Origin of the sequence: Bradyrhizobium sp. SZCCHNR1051 (genome assembly GCF_032489615.1) — a bacterium.
Classification (GTDB): domain Bacteria; phylum Pseudomonadota; class Alphaproteobacteria; order Rhizobiales; family Xanthobacteraceae; genus Bradyrhizobium.
Map to the genome: position 1 here is coordinate 40643 of NZ_JAUEYJ010000010.1, position 20559 is coordinate 61201.

The 20559-nt window shown below is 66.2% G+C and carries 15 protein-coding genes and 1 tRNA gene; 8 read left to right on the top strand and 8 right to left on the bottom strand.

The annotated features are described in order from the left end of the window. Positions 1–61 precede the first annotated feature (61 nt). Positions 62–2164 (top strand): ATP-dependent DNA helicase RecG, encoded by a 2103-nt coding sequence (recG, locus tag QW868_RS13885; RefSeq protein WP_316230771.1) that lies wholly within the window; start codon positions 62–64, stop codon positions 2162–2164. A 126-nt stretch (positions 2165–2290) separates the two neighbouring features. Here recG and QW868_RS13890 read toward each other — a convergent pair whose 3' ends face one another. After that, entirely contained in the window at positions 2291–3154 is an 864-nt protein-coding gene (locus QW868_RS13890) for an NAD(P)-dependent oxidoreductase (protein ID WP_316230772.1), read from the bottom strand. Between the two features lie 163 nt (positions 3155–3317). Then, positions 3318–5240, bottom strand: coding sequence for an autotransporter domain-containing protein (locus QW868_RS13895; protein WP_316230773.1), 1923 nt, complete (start codon positions 5238–5240; stop codon positions 3318–3320). A 281-nt stretch (positions 5241–5521) separates the two neighbouring features. On the opposite strand from QW868_RS13895, the gene QW868_RS13900 reads away from it, so the two are divergent. Next, positions 5522–5896, top strand: coding sequence for a VOC family protein (locus tag QW868_RS13900; protein WP_316230774.1), 375 nt, complete (start codon positions 5522–5524; stop codon positions 5894–5896). 44 nt (positions 5897–5940) lie between these two features. Here the strand turns inward: QW868_RS13900 and QW868_RS13905 are convergent, their stop codons facing one another. From QW868_RS13905 to glmS, 3 genes are all read right to left on the bottom strand, one after another. After that, entirely contained in the window at positions 5941–6738 is a 798-nt protein-coding gene (locus tag QW868_RS13905; protein WP_315737899.1) for a DUF502 domain-containing protein, read from the bottom strand. A 189-nt stretch (positions 6739–6927) separates the two neighbouring features. Next, the gene (locus QW868_RS13910; RefSeq protein ID WP_315785352.1) at positions 6928–7542 is read right to left on the bottom strand and encodes a LysE family translocator; all 615 of its coding nucleotides are present in this window, start codon (positions 7540–7542) and stop codon (positions 6928–6930) included. 52 nt (positions 7543–7594) lie between these two features. Continuing rightward, positions 7595–9421, bottom strand: coding sequence for a glutamine--fructose-6-phosphate transaminase (isomerizing) (gene glmS, locus QW868_RS13915; RefSeq protein ID WP_315797383.1), 1827 nt, complete (start codon positions 9419–9421; stop codon positions 7595–7597). Between the two features lie 229 nt (positions 9422–9650). Here glmS and QW868_RS13920 point away from each other — a divergent pair, with 229 nt between their 5' ends. Next, positions 9651–9878 carry a hypothetical protein gene (locus tag QW868_RS13920; RefSeq protein ID WP_316230775.1) on the top strand — a complete coding sequence of 76 codons (228 nt, stop codon included), beginning with the start codon at positions 9651–9653 and terminating at the stop codon, positions 9876–9878. A 9-nt stretch (positions 9879–9887) separates the two neighbouring features. On the opposite strand, the gene glmU is transcribed toward QW868_RS13920, so the two are convergent. Beyond that, positions 9888–11234, bottom strand: coding sequence for a bifunctional UDP-N-acetylglucosamine diphosphorylase/glucosamine-1-phosphate N-acetyltransferase GlmU (gene glmU / locus QW868_RS13925; protein WP_316178331.1), 1347 nt, complete (start codon positions 11232–11234; stop codon positions 9888–9890). Between the two features lie 135 nt (positions 11235–11369). Between glmU and QW868_RS13930 the strand changes: the two genes are divergently transcribed. Together QW868_RS13930 and QW868_RS13935 are read left to right on the top strand one after the other, a co-directional pair. Then, positions 11370–12725, top strand: a complete 1356-nt coding sequence (locus QW868_RS13930) for a hypothetical protein (protein WP_316230776.1) — start codon at positions 11370–11372, stop codon at positions 12723–12725. Between the two features lie 108 nt (positions 12726–12833). Then, entirely contained in the window at positions 12834–13214 is a 381-nt protein-coding gene (locus QW868_RS13935) for a hypothetical protein (RefSeq protein WP_284416120.1), read from the top strand. Here QW868_RS13935 and QW868_RS13940 read toward each other — a convergent pair. After that, entirely contained in the window at positions 13174–14754 is a 1581-nt protein-coding gene (locus QW868_RS13940) for a beta-(1-6) glucans synthase (RefSeq protein ID WP_316230835.1), read from the bottom strand. The genes QW868_RS13935 and QW868_RS13940 overlap by 41 nt on opposite strands. A 381-nt stretch (positions 14755–15135) precedes the next feature. On the opposite strand from QW868_RS13940, the gene QW868_RS13945 reads away from it, so the two are divergent. From QW868_RS13945 to QW868_RS13955, 3 genes are all read left to right on the top strand, one after another. Continuing rightward, positions 15136–15729 (top strand): beta-1-3, beta-1-6-glucan biosynthesis protein, encoded by a 594-nt coding sequence (locus tag QW868_RS13945; RefSeq protein ID WP_316230777.1) that lies wholly within the window; start codon positions 15136–15138, stop codon positions 15727–15729. Positions 15730–16072: 343 nt separating this feature from the next. Further along, positions 16073–18778, top strand: coding sequence for a glycosyltransferase (locus QW868_RS13950; RefSeq protein ID WP_316230778.1), 2706 nt, complete (start codon positions 16073–16075; stop codon positions 18776–18778). Between the two features lie 424 nt (positions 18779–19202). Further along, positions 19203–19278: transfer RNA gene (locus QW868_RS13955), tRNA-Lys, on the top strand. A gap of 95 nt (positions 19279–19373) precedes the next feature. Here the strand turns inward: QW868_RS13955 and QW868_RS13960 are convergent. Then, positions 19374–20316 (bottom strand): IS630 family transposase gene (locus tag QW868_RS13960; RefSeq protein ID WP_316230128.1). Its coding sequence is split into 2 segments (ribosomal slippage): positions 19374–19979 and positions 19981–20316, totalling 942 coding nucleotides; the frame shifts between segments, so codons are not numbered across the junction. Positions 20317–20559 lie beyond the last annotated feature (243 nt).

Below are 20559 nucleotides of genomic sequence, written 5' to 3' on the forward strand. Positions count from 1 at the left end.
ACGTGGATGTCTTGGCATTCGCGGCTATTCCGGCTCTCAAACCGCTTTAAGTGTTCGGTCCATGCGCCCAAGCGTTCTCAATCCCCTGTTCGCGCCGGTCACCACCCTGTCGGGTGTCGGGCCGAAGCAGGACAAGCTGCTGCGCTACCTGCTCGGCTGCAGCGAGACGCCTCGCCTGGTCGACCTGCTCCTGCATCTGCCGGCCAGTGTGATCGACCGCCGCAACCGGCCCAAGGTGCGCGACGCCGAGGCCGGAACCATGGTGACGCTCGAAGTCACGGTCGATCGCCACCGCCCCTCGCGCAACGCCCGCGCGCCGTACCTCGTTTACGCCAGCGACGAGACTGGCGACGTCGTGCTGACCTTCTTCCGTCCCAAGGGCGACTACATCGAGAAGGTGCTGCCGGTTGGCGCCAAGCGCTACGTCTCCGGCACCGTGCAGATGTATGACGGCGTGCCGCAGATCGTGCACCCCGACCGCATCCTGGATGAAGCGGGGTTTGCAAAACTCTCCGGCATCGATCCGGTCTATCCGCTGACGGAAGGCCTCGCACTCGGATCGTTGCGGCGCGCGATCGCCGCGGCGCTGACCAAGCTGCCCGAGCTGCCGGAATGGATCAGTCCGGAGGTGCTCAGCCGCTGCGGCTTCCCGCCCTTGAAGGAGGCGCTGACGCGGGTGCATGTGCCGCAGGAGCTGACGGACATCCTGCCGGAAAACCGGTTCTGGTCGCGGCTCGCGTTCGACGAATTGCTGGCCGGCCAATTGGCGCTGGCGCTGGTGCGGGCGCAACTGCGCCGTCCTGCGGGCAACCGTCATGCCGGCGACGGTCGTCTGCGCCGCAAGATCATCGATGCCCTGCCGTACGCGCTGACGAACTCGCAAGCCCGGGCGATCGAAGCGATCGCCGCCGATCTCGAAAAGCCGGTACGGATGCTGCGGCTGCTGCAGGGCGATGTCGGTTCCGGCAAGACGGTGGTGGCGCTGCTGGCGGCGGCCGCCGTCGCCGAGGCCGGCAAGCAGGCGGCGCTGATGGCGCCGACCGAGATTCTGGCGCGCCAGCATGCCAAGACCATCACGCCGCTCGCCGAGCGCGCTGGGATGAACGTGGCAATTCTCACGGGGCGCGAGAAAGGCAAGGAGCGTCGCGACATTCTTGCACGTCTGGAGGCCGGCGAAATCGACCTGCTGGTCGGCACCCACGCGCTGATCCAGGACGACGTGGTCTTCAAGTCGCTGGCGCTCGCCATCGTCGACGAGCAGCATCGCTTCGGTGTGCGCGAGCGGCTGGCGCTGACCTCGAAGGGCGAGGCCGTCGACGTGCTCGTGCTGTCGGCGACGCCAATCCCGCGCACCCTCGTGCTGACCTATTTCGGCGACATGGACATCTCCGAGCTGCGCGAGAAGCCGGCCGGCCGGCAGCCGATCGACACCCGTGCGGTCGCCGACACCAGGCTCGGCGAGGTCATCGACGCGGTGGGGCGCGCGCTCGATGCCGGCAAGCTGGTGTACTGGATCTGCCCGCTGGTCGAGGAATCCGAGGCCGAGGGCATCGATCATCTCACCAATGCGACGGATCGCTTCGAGAGCCTGCGCGAGCGCTTCGGTGCCAAGGTCGGCCTCGTCCACGGCAAGATGAAGGGCAGCGAGAAGGACGACGTCATGGGCCGGTTCGCGGCCCATGAGCTGCGGCTGCTGGTTGCGACCACCGTGGTCGAGGTCGGCGTCGACGTGCCGGCCGCCAGCATCATGGTGATCGAGAATGCCGAGCGCTTCGGCCTCGCCCAGCTGCACCAGTTGCGCGGCCGCATCGGCCGCGGCTCGGAGGCCTCGACCTGCATCCTGCTCTATCACGAGCCGCTGGGGCAGATGTCGAAGGCGCGGCTCGCCGTGATCCGCGAGACCACCGACGGTTTTCGGATCGCCGAGGAGGACCTCAAGCTGCGCGGCGAAGGCGACGTGCTCGGCATCCGCCAGAGTGGCCTGCCCGGCTATCGCATCGCCCGTCCCGAGGTGCATGCCCAACTGATCACCCAGGCGCGCGACGAGGCGCTGCGGATCCTCAAGGAAGACCCGAAGCTGAAGGGCCCGCGCAGCGACGCGCTGCGCTGCCTGCTCTATCTCTACGAACGCGACGAGGCGATCCCGCTGCTGACGGCGGGCTGACATGTCGTAGGGTGGGCAAAGCGACGCCAAAGGCGGCGCGTGCCCACCATGTCGATGGTCGTAAAGAACAACGGTGGGCACGTCACACCGCGCGTTGCGCGGTGCGCCTTTGCCCGCCCTACGAGTCTATGACGCCGGCTTATTCACCTTGCAGCTCTCGGCGAACGCCACCAGCTGCGCCGCATCGGTGCCCTCGCCCTGCACGTCCGTCGCGATGTGCTCGAACAGACGGGCGAAGCCTTCGTAGATCAGCGCGGCCGGATGGTCATCACCCAGGAAGCCCGCGATCTCGCGCATTTCGGCGACCCAGCGATAGGCCTTCGGCAGCATGTCCGGCAGCGCATTGGCAAGCCGAGCCTGGACGTGCGGCAGGCTCAGCGCCAACTCGTCGCGCAGCGCGTCGGCGGCGCCGGCGCGGGTGGCGGCCAGCACCATCGCGGCGCCGAGCCCCGTCAGGCCCTTGTTGATGCCCGCATAGGACATCTTCAGCGCCGAAGCCGCGCCGATCGGCCCTTCGATCCGGCGCAGATCGAGCCCGAGTTGGCCCAGCGCGGCGACATCAACGGCCGCCTCGCCGCTCACATACAACGCCGGTCCCTTCGTGCCCGGCTTCGGCGGCAGACCGATGATGGCGGCATCGACCAGGCGCGCGCCCGAGGACAGCACGATGTCCTCGATGGTCCGGATGGTGTCGACGTTGACGGCGTTGCAGTCGACGATGATGGGCTTCTTCGAATTCCGGTTGATGACCGTCGCGAGTTGCTCCGCCAGCGCCACAGCTTCGCCCGGCGGCACGATCGACAGGATAATGTCGGCATTGGCGATCTCGGCGTCGCTGGCGCCGACCATGCCGGATGCGGCCGCCCTCGCCCGCGTCGCCGCGCTGCGCTCCTCGAGCGAAGTCAGAACCTTGCAGCCGTGCTCCACGAGACGGGCGGCGATGGCGCTGCCCATGGCGCCGGGCGCGATGACGGCAATGCTGGGAGGCATGATGACGCTCCGATTCCAACGATGGTCTCTAAAACTATGCCCACCCCATGACAAAACTGAAGGCACGAAAACGAAGGGCAGCCCTTCCGGGCTGCCCTCGCCTTGGCCGCAACGCCAGCGCCCCCTCAGAGCCCCCGAGAACGCTGGCTGCCGCGGCAGACCCTCAGAACGCGATCTTCAAGCCTCCGCTGCCGAAGAAATCGTCTCCCCCCGTGCGTCCGATCGTGCGCGACACATTCACCGTCAGCGCCACATTGCTCCAGAACGGCGCCACGACGCCGGCGCTCACCCGGCCGTAGACGTTGTGCGAGGTGCCGTTCGGAACCGTCCAGTTGTTGACGATGACGGGCGCCGAGGTCGCGTTGTACTGAATCAGGCGGCCGTTGCCGATGATGTCGTCATCGAGGGTCAGGTTCAGGTACGGATTGATGACGTTGCCCTGCACCTGGAACGGCGTGCGCAGCTGCACGCCGACGCTGCCGATCAGGGTCTCGGCGGTCTGCGAGCCGACCGCGAGCGTCAGCGCAGGATCGCCGGTCTCGGTGTAGCCGTCGACACGGGCGCGGGCATAGGTCAGCCCGCCGATCGGTCCGAGCTTCGCCGTGCCTGCATCGAACAGGTAACCGGCCTTGCCGGCCGCGACGAAGGTGGTGCCGCCGGGACTGGAGGTGATGGTGTCGACCACGCCCGGCCGCGTGTTGTGATAGTCCTGACGGCCGATCGTCGCCAGGCCCTCGGCAAACAGGTTGCTGCTGGCCCAGGCGCCGTAGAGGCCGAACTGATAGGAGTTGGCATCCGTGGTGCCGGCGCTGTTGAACAGCCTCGCCTTCGGATTGGAATAGTCGAAGGCGGTACCGATCATGGCGTTCGCCGACAGCCGGTACTCGACGCCAATTGTGCCGCCGATGCTGTCGAGATTGAAGCCGTTCGAGGCGGCGCTGCCCTGGCGGTCGCTCACGCCGCCATTGCCCTGCATGTAGAACGACCATGGGCTGACCGGCGCCAGCGGCGGCGCCTTGGTGTAAGGGGACTTGGCGTAAGGGGACTTGGCGTAAGGGGACTTGGCGTAAGGCGCCTTCGTCACGGCGGCAAAGGAATTCATCGTCGACGGCGCGAAGCCGGTGGTCTCGCGGAACTGATCCAGCTTGCCGAACAGCGTCGAGGCAAACCCCATCGCCGTGATCGAGGCCACCTCGCCCTGCGGCGCGAAGGTCAGCGGCGCGTTGAGGCGGTTGACGATGTACTGGCCCAGCACCTCGAAGCCGTGCGAGGTCAGGTGCACGCCGTCGACATAGAACAGATACTGGTTCTGCAGCGCCGGATTGCCGATGCACGCCACCGGACAGGCGCCGACATTGGTGAAGCCATAGCGCTGTGGATTGGCCTGGATCAGCGTCCCCACCAGTCCGGTGTCGACATACTCGACACGTACGCCCGAACGCGCGACGCCAGCGAGCGACTGCTGCATCAGGCTGTTATAGGTCGTGCTGTAGGCCTTGCCGGCCGGAGCATTGGCGTTGCCAACGGCCTCCGGCAAGGTGCTGACATCGCCGGCCGTGAACACGATGCTGCGCGCGCCGTCCCCGACCAGCGCGTTGATGCCGGCCATGGCCTGCTGGGCCGTGACGGCCGCGGCCGTCGGCGCTCCAGCGAGCGAGCCGCCGGCGCGGTAATAGGCCCGCGCATCGTTGCCGCCGACCGAGATTTCGACCAGGTCGGTCGACGAGATCCTGCCGGAGAAGCCCGTCAGTCCGCTCCATTCCTGGAAGAAGCCGGGAATGCCGGGCGCCACCACGTTGGTGTTGCCGGCCATGGCGCCGCCGATCGCGTAGTTGAGCTGGGGAATGCCGAGCAGCGCCGAGGTCGTGTCGACGAAATTCGTGCCGCCGCTGAAGCGGCCGGTGGGATAGAGCGGCAGCTTGCCGGCGCCGCCGGTGAAGGTCCAGAGATTGCCCGTGTCGGCGTAGCTGTCGCCAAATGCCTGAATGCGCGTATAGGTGGTCTGGGCTGCTGCCGGCCCCGTCAGTTGCAGGGACGCCGCGGACAGCGCGACCGCGCACAACAATGTCGTCCTACTCACAGGCATCCTACGCGCCTCCCCAACGCCTTACTTTTGTTTGCCCGATGTTTCCATGGTGACCATTCGAAACACCACCGCCCGCTGGTTGTAGGAACGACGACATCCGTGGCTGTGCTTTCCCCGCATCATCATGCAGTGCAAAGCGCCGCGATGCGCACGTTTGCCCGCTGGGCGGACCGGACCGCCAGCGACCATGCTCACGAAGGCTGCTGACAGAATCTGGCAGAGGGCTCGGCTAGTCGTGTGGCTGAAGCGCTGCAGACGGCGCCGCCACCGGAGAAACGACGATGCCCGACTTCAATTTTCTGATCCTCTACGTCGACAACCCGCCGAGGAGCGCGGCCTTCTATGCGGATCTGCTCGGCCGGCCCGTGATCGAACAATCGCCGACGTTCGCCATGCTGGCGCTGCGCGAGGGGGTCATGCTGGGCTTGTGGTCGCGGCACACGGTCGAGCCGACAGCGACGGGCGCAGCAGGCTTCGCCGAGGTCGCGTTCGCGGTCGGCGATGCCGGCGAGGTCCAGAGGCTGCACGACGACTGGAAGGCGCGCGGACTCTCGATCGCGCAGGCGCCGACGCGGATGGATTTCGGAACGACGTTCGTCGCGCTCGATCCGGACGGGCATCGCCTGCGCGTGTTCGTTCCGCAGGATGCGGCCTAGCTCTTCCGCAGTGGCTAGCCTTTCGCGCCAGTCGGCCTTTCAGCCTAGTCCGCCTTGGCCGGCTCCGGCTCGCGATGCGGCGATGGCTGCGCGGGTGCGTTGGCGAGGCGCGCGGTGTTGGCCATGTTGGCCAGCGCCGCGACCTTTTTCTGCTGGTCGGATCCCGGCTGCACCACGCCGCATGACATGATCAACGTCGCAGCGTCCTCGGCGCTCATGTCGACCTCGATGATCTTGCTCCGCGGCAAATAGAAGAAGAAGCCCGTGGTGGGGTTCGGCGCGCACGGCAAGAACACCGAGATCTGCTCGTCGTCACCGGGCAGGCGGCTCGCAATCTCCGTGCTCGGCGGCTGCGAGATCAGGACGATCGACCACATGCCCGGCGACGGAAACTCGACCAGGCCGACACGGCGCAGGCTCGAGCCCTTGCCCGAGAACAGCGTCTCGAACACCTGCTTGAGGCCGCGATAGATCGCCCGCACCGCCGGGATGCGGCCGAGCAGCCGCTCGCCGAGGTCGACCAGGGTGCGGCCGATCAGGTTGGCCGTCAGGAAGCCGAGCAGCGTCAGTCCGATCACGGCCACGATCAGGCCGGAGCCGGGCACGCCGAACGGCAGATAGGTTTCCGGACGATAGACCAGAGGCACGAACGGCCGGACCAGCCCGTCCACCCAGGTCACGAACCACCACGTGATGTAGAGCGTGATGGCGACGGGTCCGGCTACGACGAGGCCGGTCAGGAAATAGTTGCGAAACCGGAACATCAGCCCATGGTGGGGCGTCTCGGCCGGAGCATCGGCCAAGGGATCGGTCTCTGGCGGCAGGTCGTCGCGGGAACTCATGCGAACTTCCGGGTCGGATCAAATCTCAGCTAAGGGTCTTAGCAGATTTTTGAAGGGCAAAGGCCCTCTTTCCGACACATGCGCGCTTTGCCGCTGACCTGTGGCCCGGCAGCCGGACACCCATTTCAGGCGGAAGGTGCTTCAGGTCCGTGGCGGCGAGTTGCGACGCGGACGGCCGAACGCGGCGCCCTAGGCGCTGCGCAGCGGCAAGGCCAGCCCGACCGCCACGAAGATGCCGCCGCAGACCTGGTTGAAGCGCCGCCCAACCCGCGCGAGCCAGGGGCGAACCTGGGCCGCCGCGCTGGCGATGGCGTATTCGGTGACGAACTCGGTCACCGTATAGGTGACGGCCACGACGGCGAACTGCACCGCCAGGCTGCGATCGGGATCGATGAACTGCGGCAGCAGCGCGCTGAAGAACAGCAGGCATTTCGGGTTGGTCGCCGCGGTCAGGAAACCCTGGCGGAACAGCGCGTGTCCTCTGGCCGTCACGGCTTGGTCGGCCAGATCGACGCCCACCGGCGGCGCGAGCCACAACTTGACCCCGAGCCATGCGAGATAGAGCCCGCCCACCCATTTTAGGACCACGAGCCAGGTGATCGACGACTGCACCAGCGCACCGATGCCGAACATGCACAGCGCGATGACGAGGATGAAGCCGATCAGGCCGCCCGCGATCGTGAACAGCGTCCTGCGTCCGCCGTGCAGCGCCCCGTGCGTCAAGGCGAGCAGGCCGTTCGGGCCTGGCGTCAGGGAGATCCCCACGGACGTGACGAAGAACAGCAGCCAGGTGTTGAGGGTCATCCCGATCCCCGTGATCAAGCGAACCGACCGATCCGCCGGGCCGGACGTTTGCCTATTCCACCGTGACCGACTTGGCGAGGTTGCGCGGCTGGTCGACGTCGGTCCCCATCACCACGGCGGTGTGGTAGGCCAACAGCTGCACCGGGATGGCGTAGACGATCGGCGTGAACGTCGCGGCCATATCCGGCATGGTGATCGTCACCAGCGAGTCCACGGTCGCCTCCTCGGCTCCCTTGGCGTCGGTCATCAGGATGATCTTGCCGCCGCGCGCGGCGACCTCCTGCATGTTCGACACCGTCTTCTCGAACACGCGATCATAGGGCGCGATGACGACGACCGGCATGGTCTCGTCGATCAGCGCGATCGGCCCATGCTTGAGCTCGCCGGCGGCGTACCCCTCGGCGTGGATGTAGGAGATCTCCTTCAGCTTCAGCGCGCCTTCCAGCGCCAGCGGATAGGAGGTGCCGCGGCCGAGATAGAGCACGTCCTTCGACTTCGCGATCTCGCGGGCGAGCTTCTCGATCTGCGGCTCGGTCGTCAACGCCGCCGCGATCAGGCGAGGCACCTCGACCAGGCCATGCACCAGCTTGGTCTCGTCGGCTTCGGAGAGCTCGCCGCGGCCGCGACCTGCCGCGATCGCGAGCGCCGCGAGCACCATCAACTGGCAGGTGAAGGCCTTGGTCGAGGCAACGCCGATCTCCGGGCCGGCGAGCGTCGGCATCACGATCTCGCTCTCGCGCGCAATCGTCGAGGTCGGCACGTTGACGACGGAGAGCGTGTGCACGCCTTGCGACTTCGCATAGCGCAGCGCCGCCAGGGTGTCGGCAGTCTCGCCGGATTGCGAGATGAAGATGGCGAGATCGCCCTGGCGCAGCGGCGCCTCGCGATAGCGGAACTCCGAGGCGACGTCGAGTTCGACCGGCACGCGCGCGAAGCGCTCGAACCAGTACTTGGCGACGAAGCCGGCGTAGCTCGCGGTGCCGCAGGCGGTGATCGAGATGCGCTGAATGTCCTTGAAGTCGAACGGCAGCCGCGCCGGCAGCACTACGCGCTCGGTGCCCATGTCGACATAGCGCGCCAGCGTATGGCCGACGACCTCCGGCTGCTCGTGGATCTCCTTGGCCATGAAGTGGCGATAGTTGGCCTTGTCGACCAGGAACGACGACGCGCCGGATTTCAACACGTCGCGCTTCACCACCGCGCCCGAGGCGTCGTGGATGATGCCGGAGTCGCGAGTGATCTCGACCCAGTCGCCGTCATCGAGATAGCTGATCGTGTCGGTGAACGGCGCCAGCGCGATCGCATCCGAGCCGAGGAACATTTCACCGTCGCCGTAGCCCATCGCGAGCGGCGAGCCCTTGCGCGCACCGATCAGGAGGTTGCCATGACCCTTGAACAGGAAGGCCAGCGCGAACGCGCCCTTCAATTGCGGCAGCGACGCAGCCACGGCCTGCTGCGGCGAATGGCCTTTCAGCAAATAGGAGTTGACCAGATGGACGACGGTCTCGGTGTCCGTTTCCGACGCGAACCTGGCGCCCTGCTTTTCGAGCTCGGCCCGTAGTTCGCGAAAATTCTCGATGATGCCGTTATGTACCACGGCAACGTTGTCAGTCGCATGCGGATGCGCGTTGCTCTCGGTCGGCTTGCCGTGGGTCGCCCAGCGCGTGTGACCGATGCCGGCGTGCCCCTTCAGCGGATGCTGCTCGAGCCGCTTCTGCAGGTTCTTGAGCTTGCCCTCGGCGCGCCGCCGGTCCAAATGATCGCCCTCGAGCGTGGCAACGCCCGCGGAATCGTAGCCGCGATATTCGAGACGTTTCAAGGAATCGACGAGATGCTCGGCAACCGGCCCGCGTCCCAGGATCCCGATGATTCCGCACATCAGCGCTAGTCCCCAAATCGTCGAGAAAGATTCAAAAGCGTGGCATTGTCTTAACGAAAACCGCGCGCTTTCAGGATTCAATAATTATTGCGGATTGCGACAGGGTTAAGTGGGAGCCCTAACCGAGGGCCTGCATGCAACTCCGGTTTGATGCGGAGGTCCGGTTCGGAGCGCACTTAACGCCCGGTCAACGCTTTCGCGCAGAGACTGTCGCGTCGGAGAGGACGCCATGACCTATAGCCGCCGCCCAACTGATCCCAAAGGCGCCAGCCCGCTGAGCCTGTCGCATCCGACCTCCGGAAGCCATCTGGCGCACTGGCCGCCGCCGGCCTTGAGCAACGAGCTCAAGCCGATGCCGATCAAACATCGCGCCAACGAGCCCGTCAAGCACGCCACCCGCCGCGGGTGGCGTTTGACACGTGCGATGTTCGCTGAGTTCCAGGACGACGAAAGCTGATTTCTCAGCTCACTTCTTGTGGCGTTGCTTGGCATTCCGGAAGCGCGCCGCGGCGCCCTCACGCGTCGTCTGCGGGCTCCGCTCGAGCGCCAGCGCATCATCGGGAACGTCGCGCGTGATCACCGAGCCAGAGCCGATATAGGCGCGGGCGCCGATGGTGATCGGCGCCACCAGCGAGGTGTTGGTGCCGATGAAAGCGCCCTCGCCGATATTGGTCTTGTGCTTGTTGAAGCCGTCATAGTTGCAGGTGATGGTGCCGGCACCGATATTGGCATTGGCCCCAACATGGGCGTCGCCGATATAGGACAGGTGATTGACCTTCACGCCCGCCTCCAGCACCGCGGCCTTGGCCTCGACGAAATTGCCGATCTTGGCGCCGTCTCCGAGTGTCGTACCGGGCCGCAGCCGCGCGAACGGCCCGAGCAGGCTGTTCCGGCCGAGCTTGGACTGCACGATGTGCGAAAACGAATGCACCACCGCGCCGTCGCCGATCGACACGCCGGGGCCGATCACGACGAACGGCTCGATGGTCACGTCCTTGCCGAACGTGGTATCCGCAGCGAGGTAGACGGTCTCCGGCGCGACCAGCGTCACGCCTGCATCCATCGCCGCGCGGCGCAGCCGGTTCTGCATCACCGCCTCGGCTTCGGCGAGCTGCGCCTTGGTATTGACGCCGCGCACCTCGTCCTCGGAGGTCTCGATCACGACCGCCTCGAGCCGCTGCTCGCGCGCGATCGCCACCGCATCGACCAGATAGTACTCGCCCTTGCTGTTGGCATTGCCGATCCTGTCGAGGATCGCGAGCGCGCGACGGCCGTCCATCGCCATCACCCCGGCATTGCACAGCGTGATCGCCCGCTCCGCTTCGCTTGCATCGGCCTGCTCGCGGATCGCGACCAGCTTCGATCCGTCGAGCAGAAGGCGTCCATAGCCGGTCGGATCGGCGGCGCGGAAGCCGAGCACGGCGAGCGCTGCGCCTTCCGCGAGCGCTGACCGCAGGCGCGCGAACGTCTCGGCCGTGATCAGCGGCGTGTCGCCGAATGCGACCAGCAGATCGTCTGCGCCGCGCGCGATCGCCTGCCGCGCCGCCAGCACCGCATGCGCCGTCCCCAGCCGCTCGCGCTGAACGAAGATATCCGCGTCGGGCCGCAGGCGCTTGGCTTCCTTCTCGACCGCTTCGTGCCCTGGCCCCACCACCACGGCGATGCTGGCGCCATCGCCTTGCGGCGCCGCCGCCAGGACGTGCGCGAGCAATGATTCGCCGGCGATGGGATGCAGCACCTTGGGGACGCTCGTGCGCATCCGCGTGCCCTCGCCTGCCGCAAGCACGATGGTCAGACTGGATCGAGCGGTCATGAAACACCTGGGATGAAGGGAGCGCATAGGTCGCGCTGTCATAATGCGTTTTCTGCGCGGGGCAAACCGCACCCGCTGAAGCCCCTGGTGGTTTTCCTGTTAATGTTCGCTTCGTGATTCGATTAAGGCAGGTTCATGGCTAAGGACTCCCGCAAATCCGCCGGCACGAACGGAGCTGAGAAGACGGGGGCGACTCTGTCCGGACTGTTTGCCGACGAGAACGAGCTCGATCGCCGCGCGCTGTGGCGGCTCGGCTGGTGGGGGGCTGGCGCCGTCGGCGCCGTCGGCCTGGCCGTTTTCACCAATCAGGCCGCACAGGGATGGCGGCAGGACCGTGTTTCCGCGGCCGATCTGTCGCGCCAGGCACAATTGCTGCAGTCGCTGGCCCGCGAGACGCAAGGCGAGGCGCGCCAGCTCGGCGCGGCCATCGAGACGCTCAACACCGATCGCGACCGGCTGTACGCGCGCGTGACCGTGCTCGAGCAGGGATTGGACTCGGTGACCGGCGCGCTGGCCAAGCAGAGCGCCCAGGCGACCGCCAATCCCGCTCCCGGCAGCAAGGCCGCACCCGCGCCGCAGATCGCGGCCGTGGAGTCCCAGGCCCCGGTGGCGGCCCCGTCGAGTTCCGCGGCGTCCAGCCCCTTGCCGGCCTACGCGAACGCGTCGCCGTTCATGCCGATTCCCAACGGGGCCGCCGGAATCAATCCGGCTCAGCCCGGTTCCCCAGCGGCTGCCGCGAGCGCCGACAAGACGAAACAGGAGCAGTCCAGGCCGATGTCGGCCGGGCTGTCGGGTGCTTCGTCATCGTCCGTCTCCGCCGCTCTGTCGCCGACCCCGCCTGCACCCGCCGTCGCGGCGACCGGTTCCCAGCCGCCTGGTGGCGCACCGGACCCGGCCGGCAAGCCGGCCGAGACCGACAAGCTCGCAAAGGCTGAGCCCGCAGAGGCCGCCGCCAAGGGCAATGACAGCACGGACGTCACGGTCACGGCGGTCCAGAAGACCGAATTCGCAGTCGATCTCGGCGCGGCCAGCTCGCTCGGAGGATTGCGGGCGCTGTGGCGGGATCTCGTGAAGACCCATGCCGACCTCGCCTCGCTCAGGCCGATCATCATCCTGAAGGAAGGCCGGAGCGGTCCGGGCATGCAGCTGCGACTCGGCGCCGGCCCATTGGGCGACGCGGCCACGGCGGCGAAGATCTGCGCGGTGCTCGCCGAGAGCCGGCGCGCTTGCGAGACCACCGTCTATGACGGCCAGCGCCTCGCAGTCCGCGAGGAGCCGGAGGGGGCCGAGGCGGCCAAGCCGGGCGCTCCCGCGGCTACCGCCCAGAAGCCGGTGCAGCGCCGGCGCACGTTTCAGCCGCAGGCCCAGCAGCAGCGCCACGGCAAGCGCGAGGAGCCGCCGCCCACAACAGCAGCACCGGCGCCGCCGCCGGCAGAGGCGCCCAAGCCCGAGCAACCGTCGGCGCTGTCGTCGTTCTTCCGCCGCTCCTGAGCCTCAAATCATCGTGCGGCCAAAGCCGGTTGGGACGGATTGTGAAAGCAGTCCGCGAACCGGCTTTGCGGCTTGTCCGACGATCCTTTCCGCAGCATAGTCCCGCGCATGAAAAAGACCCCGTTCCGCCTCTCGCCCTATCAGGTGCAATGGCTCCTGATCATAGGCTTCGTCACCGTCGGCTATGCCCTCTATCTGCGCTATCTCGCGATCGAGCTGTCGAGCGTCGCGCTGGCCTGCGATGCGGGCCTGCAGACGCTGGCCTGCAAGAGCCGGGCGGTCGCGACCACGCTGTTCAAGAATTCGGTATTCGGCGCCACCGCGCTGGTGATTGCAGTGCTGCACGTGATGCGGCCGTCGATCGTGCTGTTGACCGGCGGGCTGATCGCCGCCGGCCTCGGCATCGTGCTCTACAACATCGTGCTGTCGGGGCTGGCGATCGGCCTGCTCATCCTCGGCTTTGCGCGGCCCGCGCCCGCCACAGCGTGAACGCCAGCAGCAGATACATCGCGCAGGTCCACATCGCCTGCCAGTTGTCGCGGCCCTCGTTGTAGATCACGTAGACCGAGGAGATCGCGAGCAGGCCGGCGAAGCTGGCCTCGGCGATCGGGCGCGCGCCCTGCGCCGGACGATTGCCGAGCAGCATCGCGAACGGCACCACCGCCATGGTCAGGCTCGCGAACGGGAAATCGCGGTAGCGCGGGTCGAATACGAAGCCGAGCGCCGTCTCGGCCGCGATCAGCACCGTCACGACCAGGACCAGACCCAGCAGGTAGGTGATCTTCAACTGCTTGCGGCCGTCATTCGGTCCGAGCAGGTCGAGAAAGGTCGGCAACGGCCGCCCGGCCATCGCCGCGTTGGCGCTGAGGATGGGCGCCAGGACGCCGGCAGCGAGCAGCGCCCCCCAATGCAGCCAGCCGCCGACACCGAGGCTCTCATAGAACATCTTGTCCGCGGCCATGCCGAACAGCACGCCCGCTGTCGTCGCGGAGAACCCGACCCCGATCCAGGCCGAAACGTGCGGCGGCCAGGGCCGGCGCCGCACCGTCAGCCACCCGGCCAGGAACACCACGAACGACAGGATCATGCCGCCGCCCATCTGCAGCTTCCACAGCGGATAGTTGCTGACGGGCTCGCCCGGCGGATATTTCAGCGCGCGCTGGTCATCGCTGATCAGGCCCCAATAGCCGCCGACCGTGCCTTCGAGCTTGCGCTTCCACGGCTGGTCATAAGCCTCGATCAGGTTGACGCGGAAGTTCTCGCGCTTGGCGAGGCTGAGGATCTCCGATACCACCCGCGCCTGGTTGGCGCGCGACGGCAGCGCGCCCTCGCGCATCCGCCCCTCGCTCGGCCAGCCGGTCTCGCCGATCAGAATCTCCTTGCCCGGAAAGGCGATGCCGACCTGCTGGCGGATGGCGTCGACATGGGAGGCGGCGAATTTCGCGCGCACCGGCATGTCCTCCCAATACGGAAGGATATGAACCGTGACGAAGTCGACGATGTCGTAGAGCTCGCGGTTGCGCAGCCAGAACTCCCAGACGTCGGCATAGGTCACGGGGACCTGGACCTGGGCCTTGACGCTGCGGATGGTCGCAGCGAGATCGGCGGTCGTCATCTCACCGCGCAGCAGCACCTCGTTGCCGACCACGACCGCCGTGATCACCTTCGGATAGCGCTTGATCAGGTCGACCGCGATCGCGATCTGCTGCTCGTTCTTCAGCTTGTTGGAGCCGAGCCAGATGCCCTGGATCACCTTGATGCCGACCCGGGATGCGATTCCCGGCACCTGGTCGAGGCCGTTCTCGATCGAATAGGTGCGCACGCATTCGGAGATCTTGGCGAGCTGCACCAGGTCCTGCTCGATCTGCTCGGCGTCGATATGGGTGGTCGGATCCAGCGGGCTCTGCTGGCCGCGGAACGGCGCATAGGACACGCACTGCAGCTTCGAATCGAGCTCGATCGGCGCGCGCGCGAGCGTGATCGGCTGGGCCAGCCACCACCACGCGGCGGCGATGACACCCAAGGATATGAGCAGAAGCGCCAGCGGCGTAGGAAGGGATTTCAGTTCCGTGTCTCCAGGCAGGGTGGTGTCGATTACCCGGTCGGCGGCGATCTGCCAAGTAGGCGATCGGCCGAGCCCTCCGGCACTCTTGGCGGACCCGCTCCAAATCACCCTTTTACGATGACGCGAGAAAGTTGGTACGTTGCTGGACAAATTCCGAGATTCCGGTCATTGGGAATCCCGGTTGACCCCGGCCGTCGCAACCAGGTTTCTCGGCCCTGCGCAAGCGCCCGTCAGGAACGCTCCGCGACAGTCGGAATCAATCTCCCGCCGCAATCGGGGCCGATTTGATCGGCATCACCACTGCGTCCGTCAGGGGACGGCACGAAGGCAACAATCGGGGAATTTATGGGTCGACGCGTGCTCAAGTCCAAGTTTTCGGTTTCGCGCCTGTCCGCGGCTCTGGGCCTCATGCTCCTCATCGGCGCGCCCGGCGCGCTCGCCCAGAGCGGCAGCGACCATCCCCAGGACCAAAAGCCGCAGGCGGCCAATCCGGCCGACGTGTCGAGGGACAACCAGCGCAAGGCCGACGAATTCACCGAAGCGTCCCAGGCGCTCAGTGGCGGCCCGGCCGGCAATCCCGAATGCGTCTGGCTCGGCCGCCGCGTCGTCCAGCTGATGTACAACGACGACCTCGATACCGCGTTCCGCCACCTCGATCTCTATGACCGGTTCGGCTGCCCCGGTGGCCACGTTCAGGCCGCCTTCCGCTGCCTGACGCGATTCATCCCGCAGATCGATCCGAAGGTGCCGAACTCGCTGAACAACCACGTCCATACCTGCTGGATCAATCCGGACGCGAAGCCGCAGGTGGCTGCGGCGCCTGCGCCGGGCCCAGCCTCGAGCCCGGCAGCGACGCCGGCCGCGCAGGCGTCTCCAGCGCCGACGCAGCAGCCCGCCCCCCAGGCTTCGCCCTCGCCCGCGCAGCCTCCGGCGAAGTGACCGGCGCCTGAGGCAGGCAGGACGCACGATCCCGGCGACCGCCCCCCATGCGTGGCGTGCGCATGACAGCGCTCCGATCACGTGGCAGGATACGATCGAGGTCGTCGACGCGCGCTTGAGCCTCGCCCCGGTTCAGGCACCGTTCAGCATCATTGGGCTCTGTTGGGATGGCATATGATGTCGCGGCCTTCGGCTGTGACGGCGTGAGAATGACCGCCTTCGTCGTTCGTCGTCAAACGTCACGCGTGAACGTGCTCCCGGTAGCATCGCATACCCGAGATGGAACGGCGATCGACCGCTCCGCTTCGCCGCTGACTTGATCCTAGGAATGGTTGCCCCTCCAATGCGTGCCGTCGTCGCCGTCCTGCTCCTCGTCACCGCTGTGCACGCCGCCCTCTGGGGACTGCTGCAGGACAAGCAGGAGGCCCCCAATTTCACCGGCCTGCTGCAGAGCGTTTCCTACGATCCGCATGAAGGAACCGGAGCCCCCGGCGCCAACACCGTGGCCTCGCCGGAACGCATCCGCGCCGACATGAAGAAGCTCGCCACGATGACGCGGGCCATCCGGCTTTACTCTTCTACCGGCGGCCTCGAGATCGTGCCGCCGCTGGCCGCGGAGGCCGGACTGAAGGTGATGCTCGGCGCCTGGATCGACAAGGATCCGGACCGCAACGAGCGCGAGATCCAGTCGGCCATCACCCTCGCCCGCCGCAACAGCAACGTCATCGGCATCGTGGTCGGCAACGAGACCATCCTCACGGCGACCCAGAAGGTCGATGAGCTGATCGAGAAGATCAAGCGCGTGAAGAAGTCGGTCAACGTGCCCGTTACCACCGGCGACGTCTGGAACAGTTGGCGCGACAACCCCGAGCTCGCGGCCAATGTCGACTTCATCGCCGCGCACGTGCTGCCCTATTGGGAATTCTTCACCGACGACCAGGCGGTCGATCAGGCGGTGGATCGCTATCAGCTTCTAAAGAAGCAGTTCCCCGGCAAGCGCATCATGATCGCCGAGTTCGGCTGGCCGAGCCAGGGCTACAGCCGCAGCGGCGACAACCGCGGCCCCGCCGTGCCGGGCCCGCTCCGGCAGGCGAAGGTGCTGCGCAATTTTCTCGCCCAGGCCGCCTCGATCGGCATGGAATACAACATCGTCGAGGCCATCGATCAGCCCTGGAAATATTTCGAAGGCGGCGTCGGCCCGTATTGGGGCGTCCTGAATGCCGCGCGCGAGGCGAAATTCGCCTGGACCGGCCCGATCGTGAATCCCGACTATTGGCAGCTCGCGGCCATCGCGCTGCTGGTCGGCGTGCTGCTGTCGCTGCCGATCGTGCGGCTGCGCCAGCCGACCGTGCTGCAGGCCATGATGCTCGCCATCACGGCACATGGCGTCGGTGCCTGGGTCTCCAACGTCTTCGCCTATTGGAACGTGCATTATTTCGTCTGGGGCTCGACCTTCGCGCTGACCCTCGGCCTGATCCTCTTGGTTCCTTTGATCCTCATTGCGATGGCCCGCATCGAGGAGATCGCCGCGATCGCCTTCGGCCGCGAGCCGCGCCGTCTGCTGACCCGCGACAAGGCCGCGCGCGACCGCGCCGCCATGCCGGAGGGCTATTGCCCGAAGGTCTCGATCCACGTGCCGGCCTATTTCGAGCCGGTCGACATGATGAAGCAGACGCTGGATGCGCTGGCGCGGCTCGACTACCCGAACTACGAGGTCGTCTGCATCATCAACAACACGCCCGACCCGGCGTTCTGGCAGCCGATCCAGGATCACTGCCGCATGCTCGGCGAGCGCTTCAAGTTCATCAACGCCGAGAAGGTCAAGGGCTTCAAGGCCGGCGCCTTGCGCATCGCGATGGAGCGCACCGCCGTCGACGCCGAGATCATCGGCATCATCGACGCCGACTATGTCGTGACGCCGGACTGGCTCTCCGACCTCGTGCCGGCCTTCGCCGACCCCGCCGTCGGCCTGGTGCAGGCGCCGCAGGAGCATCGCGACGAGGATCTGTCGCTGATGCACTACATCATGAATGGCGAATATGCCGGGTTCTTCGACATCGGCATGGTCCAGCGCAACGAGGAGAACGCGATCATCGTGCACGGCACGATGTGCCTGATCCGGCGCGCGGCGATGGACATGGCCGGCGGCTGGTCGAGCGATACGATCTGCGAGGACACCGATCTCGGCCTCGCGATCCAGGAGCTCGGCTGGCAGACCCACTACACCAACACCCGCTACGGCCAGGGCCTCCTGCCCGACACCTACGAGGCGTTCAAGAAGCAGCGCCATCGCTGGGCCTATGGCGGCTTCCAGATCGTCAAGAAGCACTGGCGCCGCTTCCTGCCCGGCCACAGCCGGCTGACCTCGGACCAGAAGCGCGAGTTCTCGCTCGGCTGGCTCAACTGGCTCGGTGCCGAGAGCCTCGGCGTCGTGGTCGCGATCCTCAACCTGATCTGGACGCCGATCGTTGCCTTCGCCGGCATCGCCATTCCCGACAAGATCCTGACCATCCCGATCCTCGCCGCCTTCGTGGTCTCGCTCGCTCACTTCCTGATCCTCTACCGGCTGCGGGTGGCGGTGAAGCCGTGGCAGATGCTGGGCGCGATGGTCGCGGCTATGAGCGTGCAGTGGACGGTCAGCCGCGCCGTGGCGCAGGGCCTGATCACCGAGCACCTGGCGTTCGCCCGCACCTCCAAGGGCGGCCTGTCGCGGATGTCGATCGAGTTCCAGGCGTTCTGGGAGGCCGTGATCGGCGCCCTGCTCCTGATCGGCGCCACCATCCTGATCGTGACCAACACGCTCGCCATCACCGAGCTCTACATCTTCGCCGCCGTCCTGATCCTGGAGAGCCTGCCGTTCCTCTCAGCGGTCGCCATCGCGCTGCTGGAGATGTCCCGCATCAACTCCTTCGAGTTCTGGCGCCACGCCACCGTCCGCACCGCCGAGCTGATCGGCCTGCGCCCGGTCTGGGTGCCAGAGCTGGCGGGGCCCGGGATGCAACCGGCGCCGCTGAGCGCGGCGGCAACGAAGGCGGCAGATAAGGTGTAACGCCGAGCGAGGCCTGCAGAAGCGTAGGCCGCGTAGCCCGGATGAGCGGACGCCTGGGCCCGAAGGGCGCAGGCGGCAGCGACATCCGGGGTCATCGCGACGGCCCGTGAGACCCCGCATGTCGCCGTCGCTCTGTCGAGCGCCGGCGGCGGCTCATCACGGCGGCTCATGGCGGGCGACGGCCCCGTCATCGCCGCGCCCGAAACGATCGTCGATCTCCCGTGGTTTCCCCCGCCCGCCCTATTGACCGGAACGGACCCACCCCCTACACAGCGCCCACGACAGCATGCGGCCCAAGGTCGGGGTTTTTTGCCGCCCCGATCTCATGCCGCAGTGAACCACGGCCACGCCGCAAGCGTTCCGATGGGTACCTGCCGACGATCCGGACAGTGACGGCCCTGCCGTCGCACCGCTTCTTGGAAGCGAGCGCGTAGCTCAGCCGGTAGAGCACGTGACTTTTAATCATGGGGTCCCGGGTTCGAGTCCCGGCGCGCTCACCAAGATCCCGAACGATCGAATAGTCAGCCTGGCAGACGCCTCCCTTGGCCACGTCGGAACATCGGTAAGACGATGCGTGGCCTAGAGCATGCTGTTTTTATACGGAAACATATCCTGAGTTTCTGAGATAGTTGGCGCACTCCTTTTCCGAGAAGAGATCGAGGAGATCTCCAGCTTTTCGCCAAGTCGCTTCGATGGTGCGAGGTTCTGCATCTCGCATCAGGTGCTTGAGTTTGGCGAAGACCTGCTCGATCGGATTGAGGTCGGGACTGTAGGGAGGCAAGAAGAGCAGGTGCGCTCCTCTTGCACGGATGAGGTCGCGAGCTCTTCTTCCTTTGTGGCTTCCGAGATTGTCGAGGATCACGGCATCTCCCTTGACCAAGGTTGGAGCCAGCTCCTTCTCGACATAGAGGGCGAAGAGTTCGCCGTTGATCGGGCCATCGATGACCCAGGGTGCCGAGATCCGATCGCAGCGCAGTGCTGCGATAAATGTCATCGTCTTCCAGTGACCAAACGGCACAGATGCCTCAAGCCGCTGCCCGCATGGTCCCCAACCACGCAGCGGGGCCATATTGGTCTTGATCCAGGTCTCATCGATAAAGACCAGGCGAGACACATCGATCTTGCCTTGGTGAGCTTTCCAGCGCGCTCGTTTACGAGCGATATCAGGACGATCCTGCTCCGCCGCCCGCATCGTTTTTTTTGAAGCTCAGGCCTTCGGCGTGGACGAAGGTCCACACGGCCCGCACATCAGTCCTGATGCCACGCTCGGCCAGCTCAGCTGTTAACTTGCGCAAGGTGAATGGACCGGAACGGATACGTTTGCGAAGCCATTCGGCATGGGCCCCGGATAATGTCCGCTTCTTGTGGCCACCGATTTTTCCCGGCGCGACGCCTCCAGTCTGCTGTCTGAGGTTCTTCCACTTGCTGATGCAGGACGGGCTGATCCGAAGCGCCTGCGCTATCGAGCGGACCGTCTCGCCTGCATCCGCGCGCGCCAGAGCGCGTTCGCGAATGTCTTCCGAATAGGGCCGTGTCATCCGTGCTGGCCTCCGGCTCCAGCATGGAATCTGAATCAGAAGTTCACCGACTCGGGAATCCTGATTCCGGCAAAAAACATCACGCTCTAGATCGCCCGTAAGCGGCGGCCTGAATGGGTCTCGATCGGAACTCGATTTCATATTCGATGAGTCGAACGCCCTCGATCCTCACGCGGCTTTGGATCCTCAGTCATTTCCTTGGCTACGATGCTCGTACGAACCTGGCGAGACGTCTCCATGTTC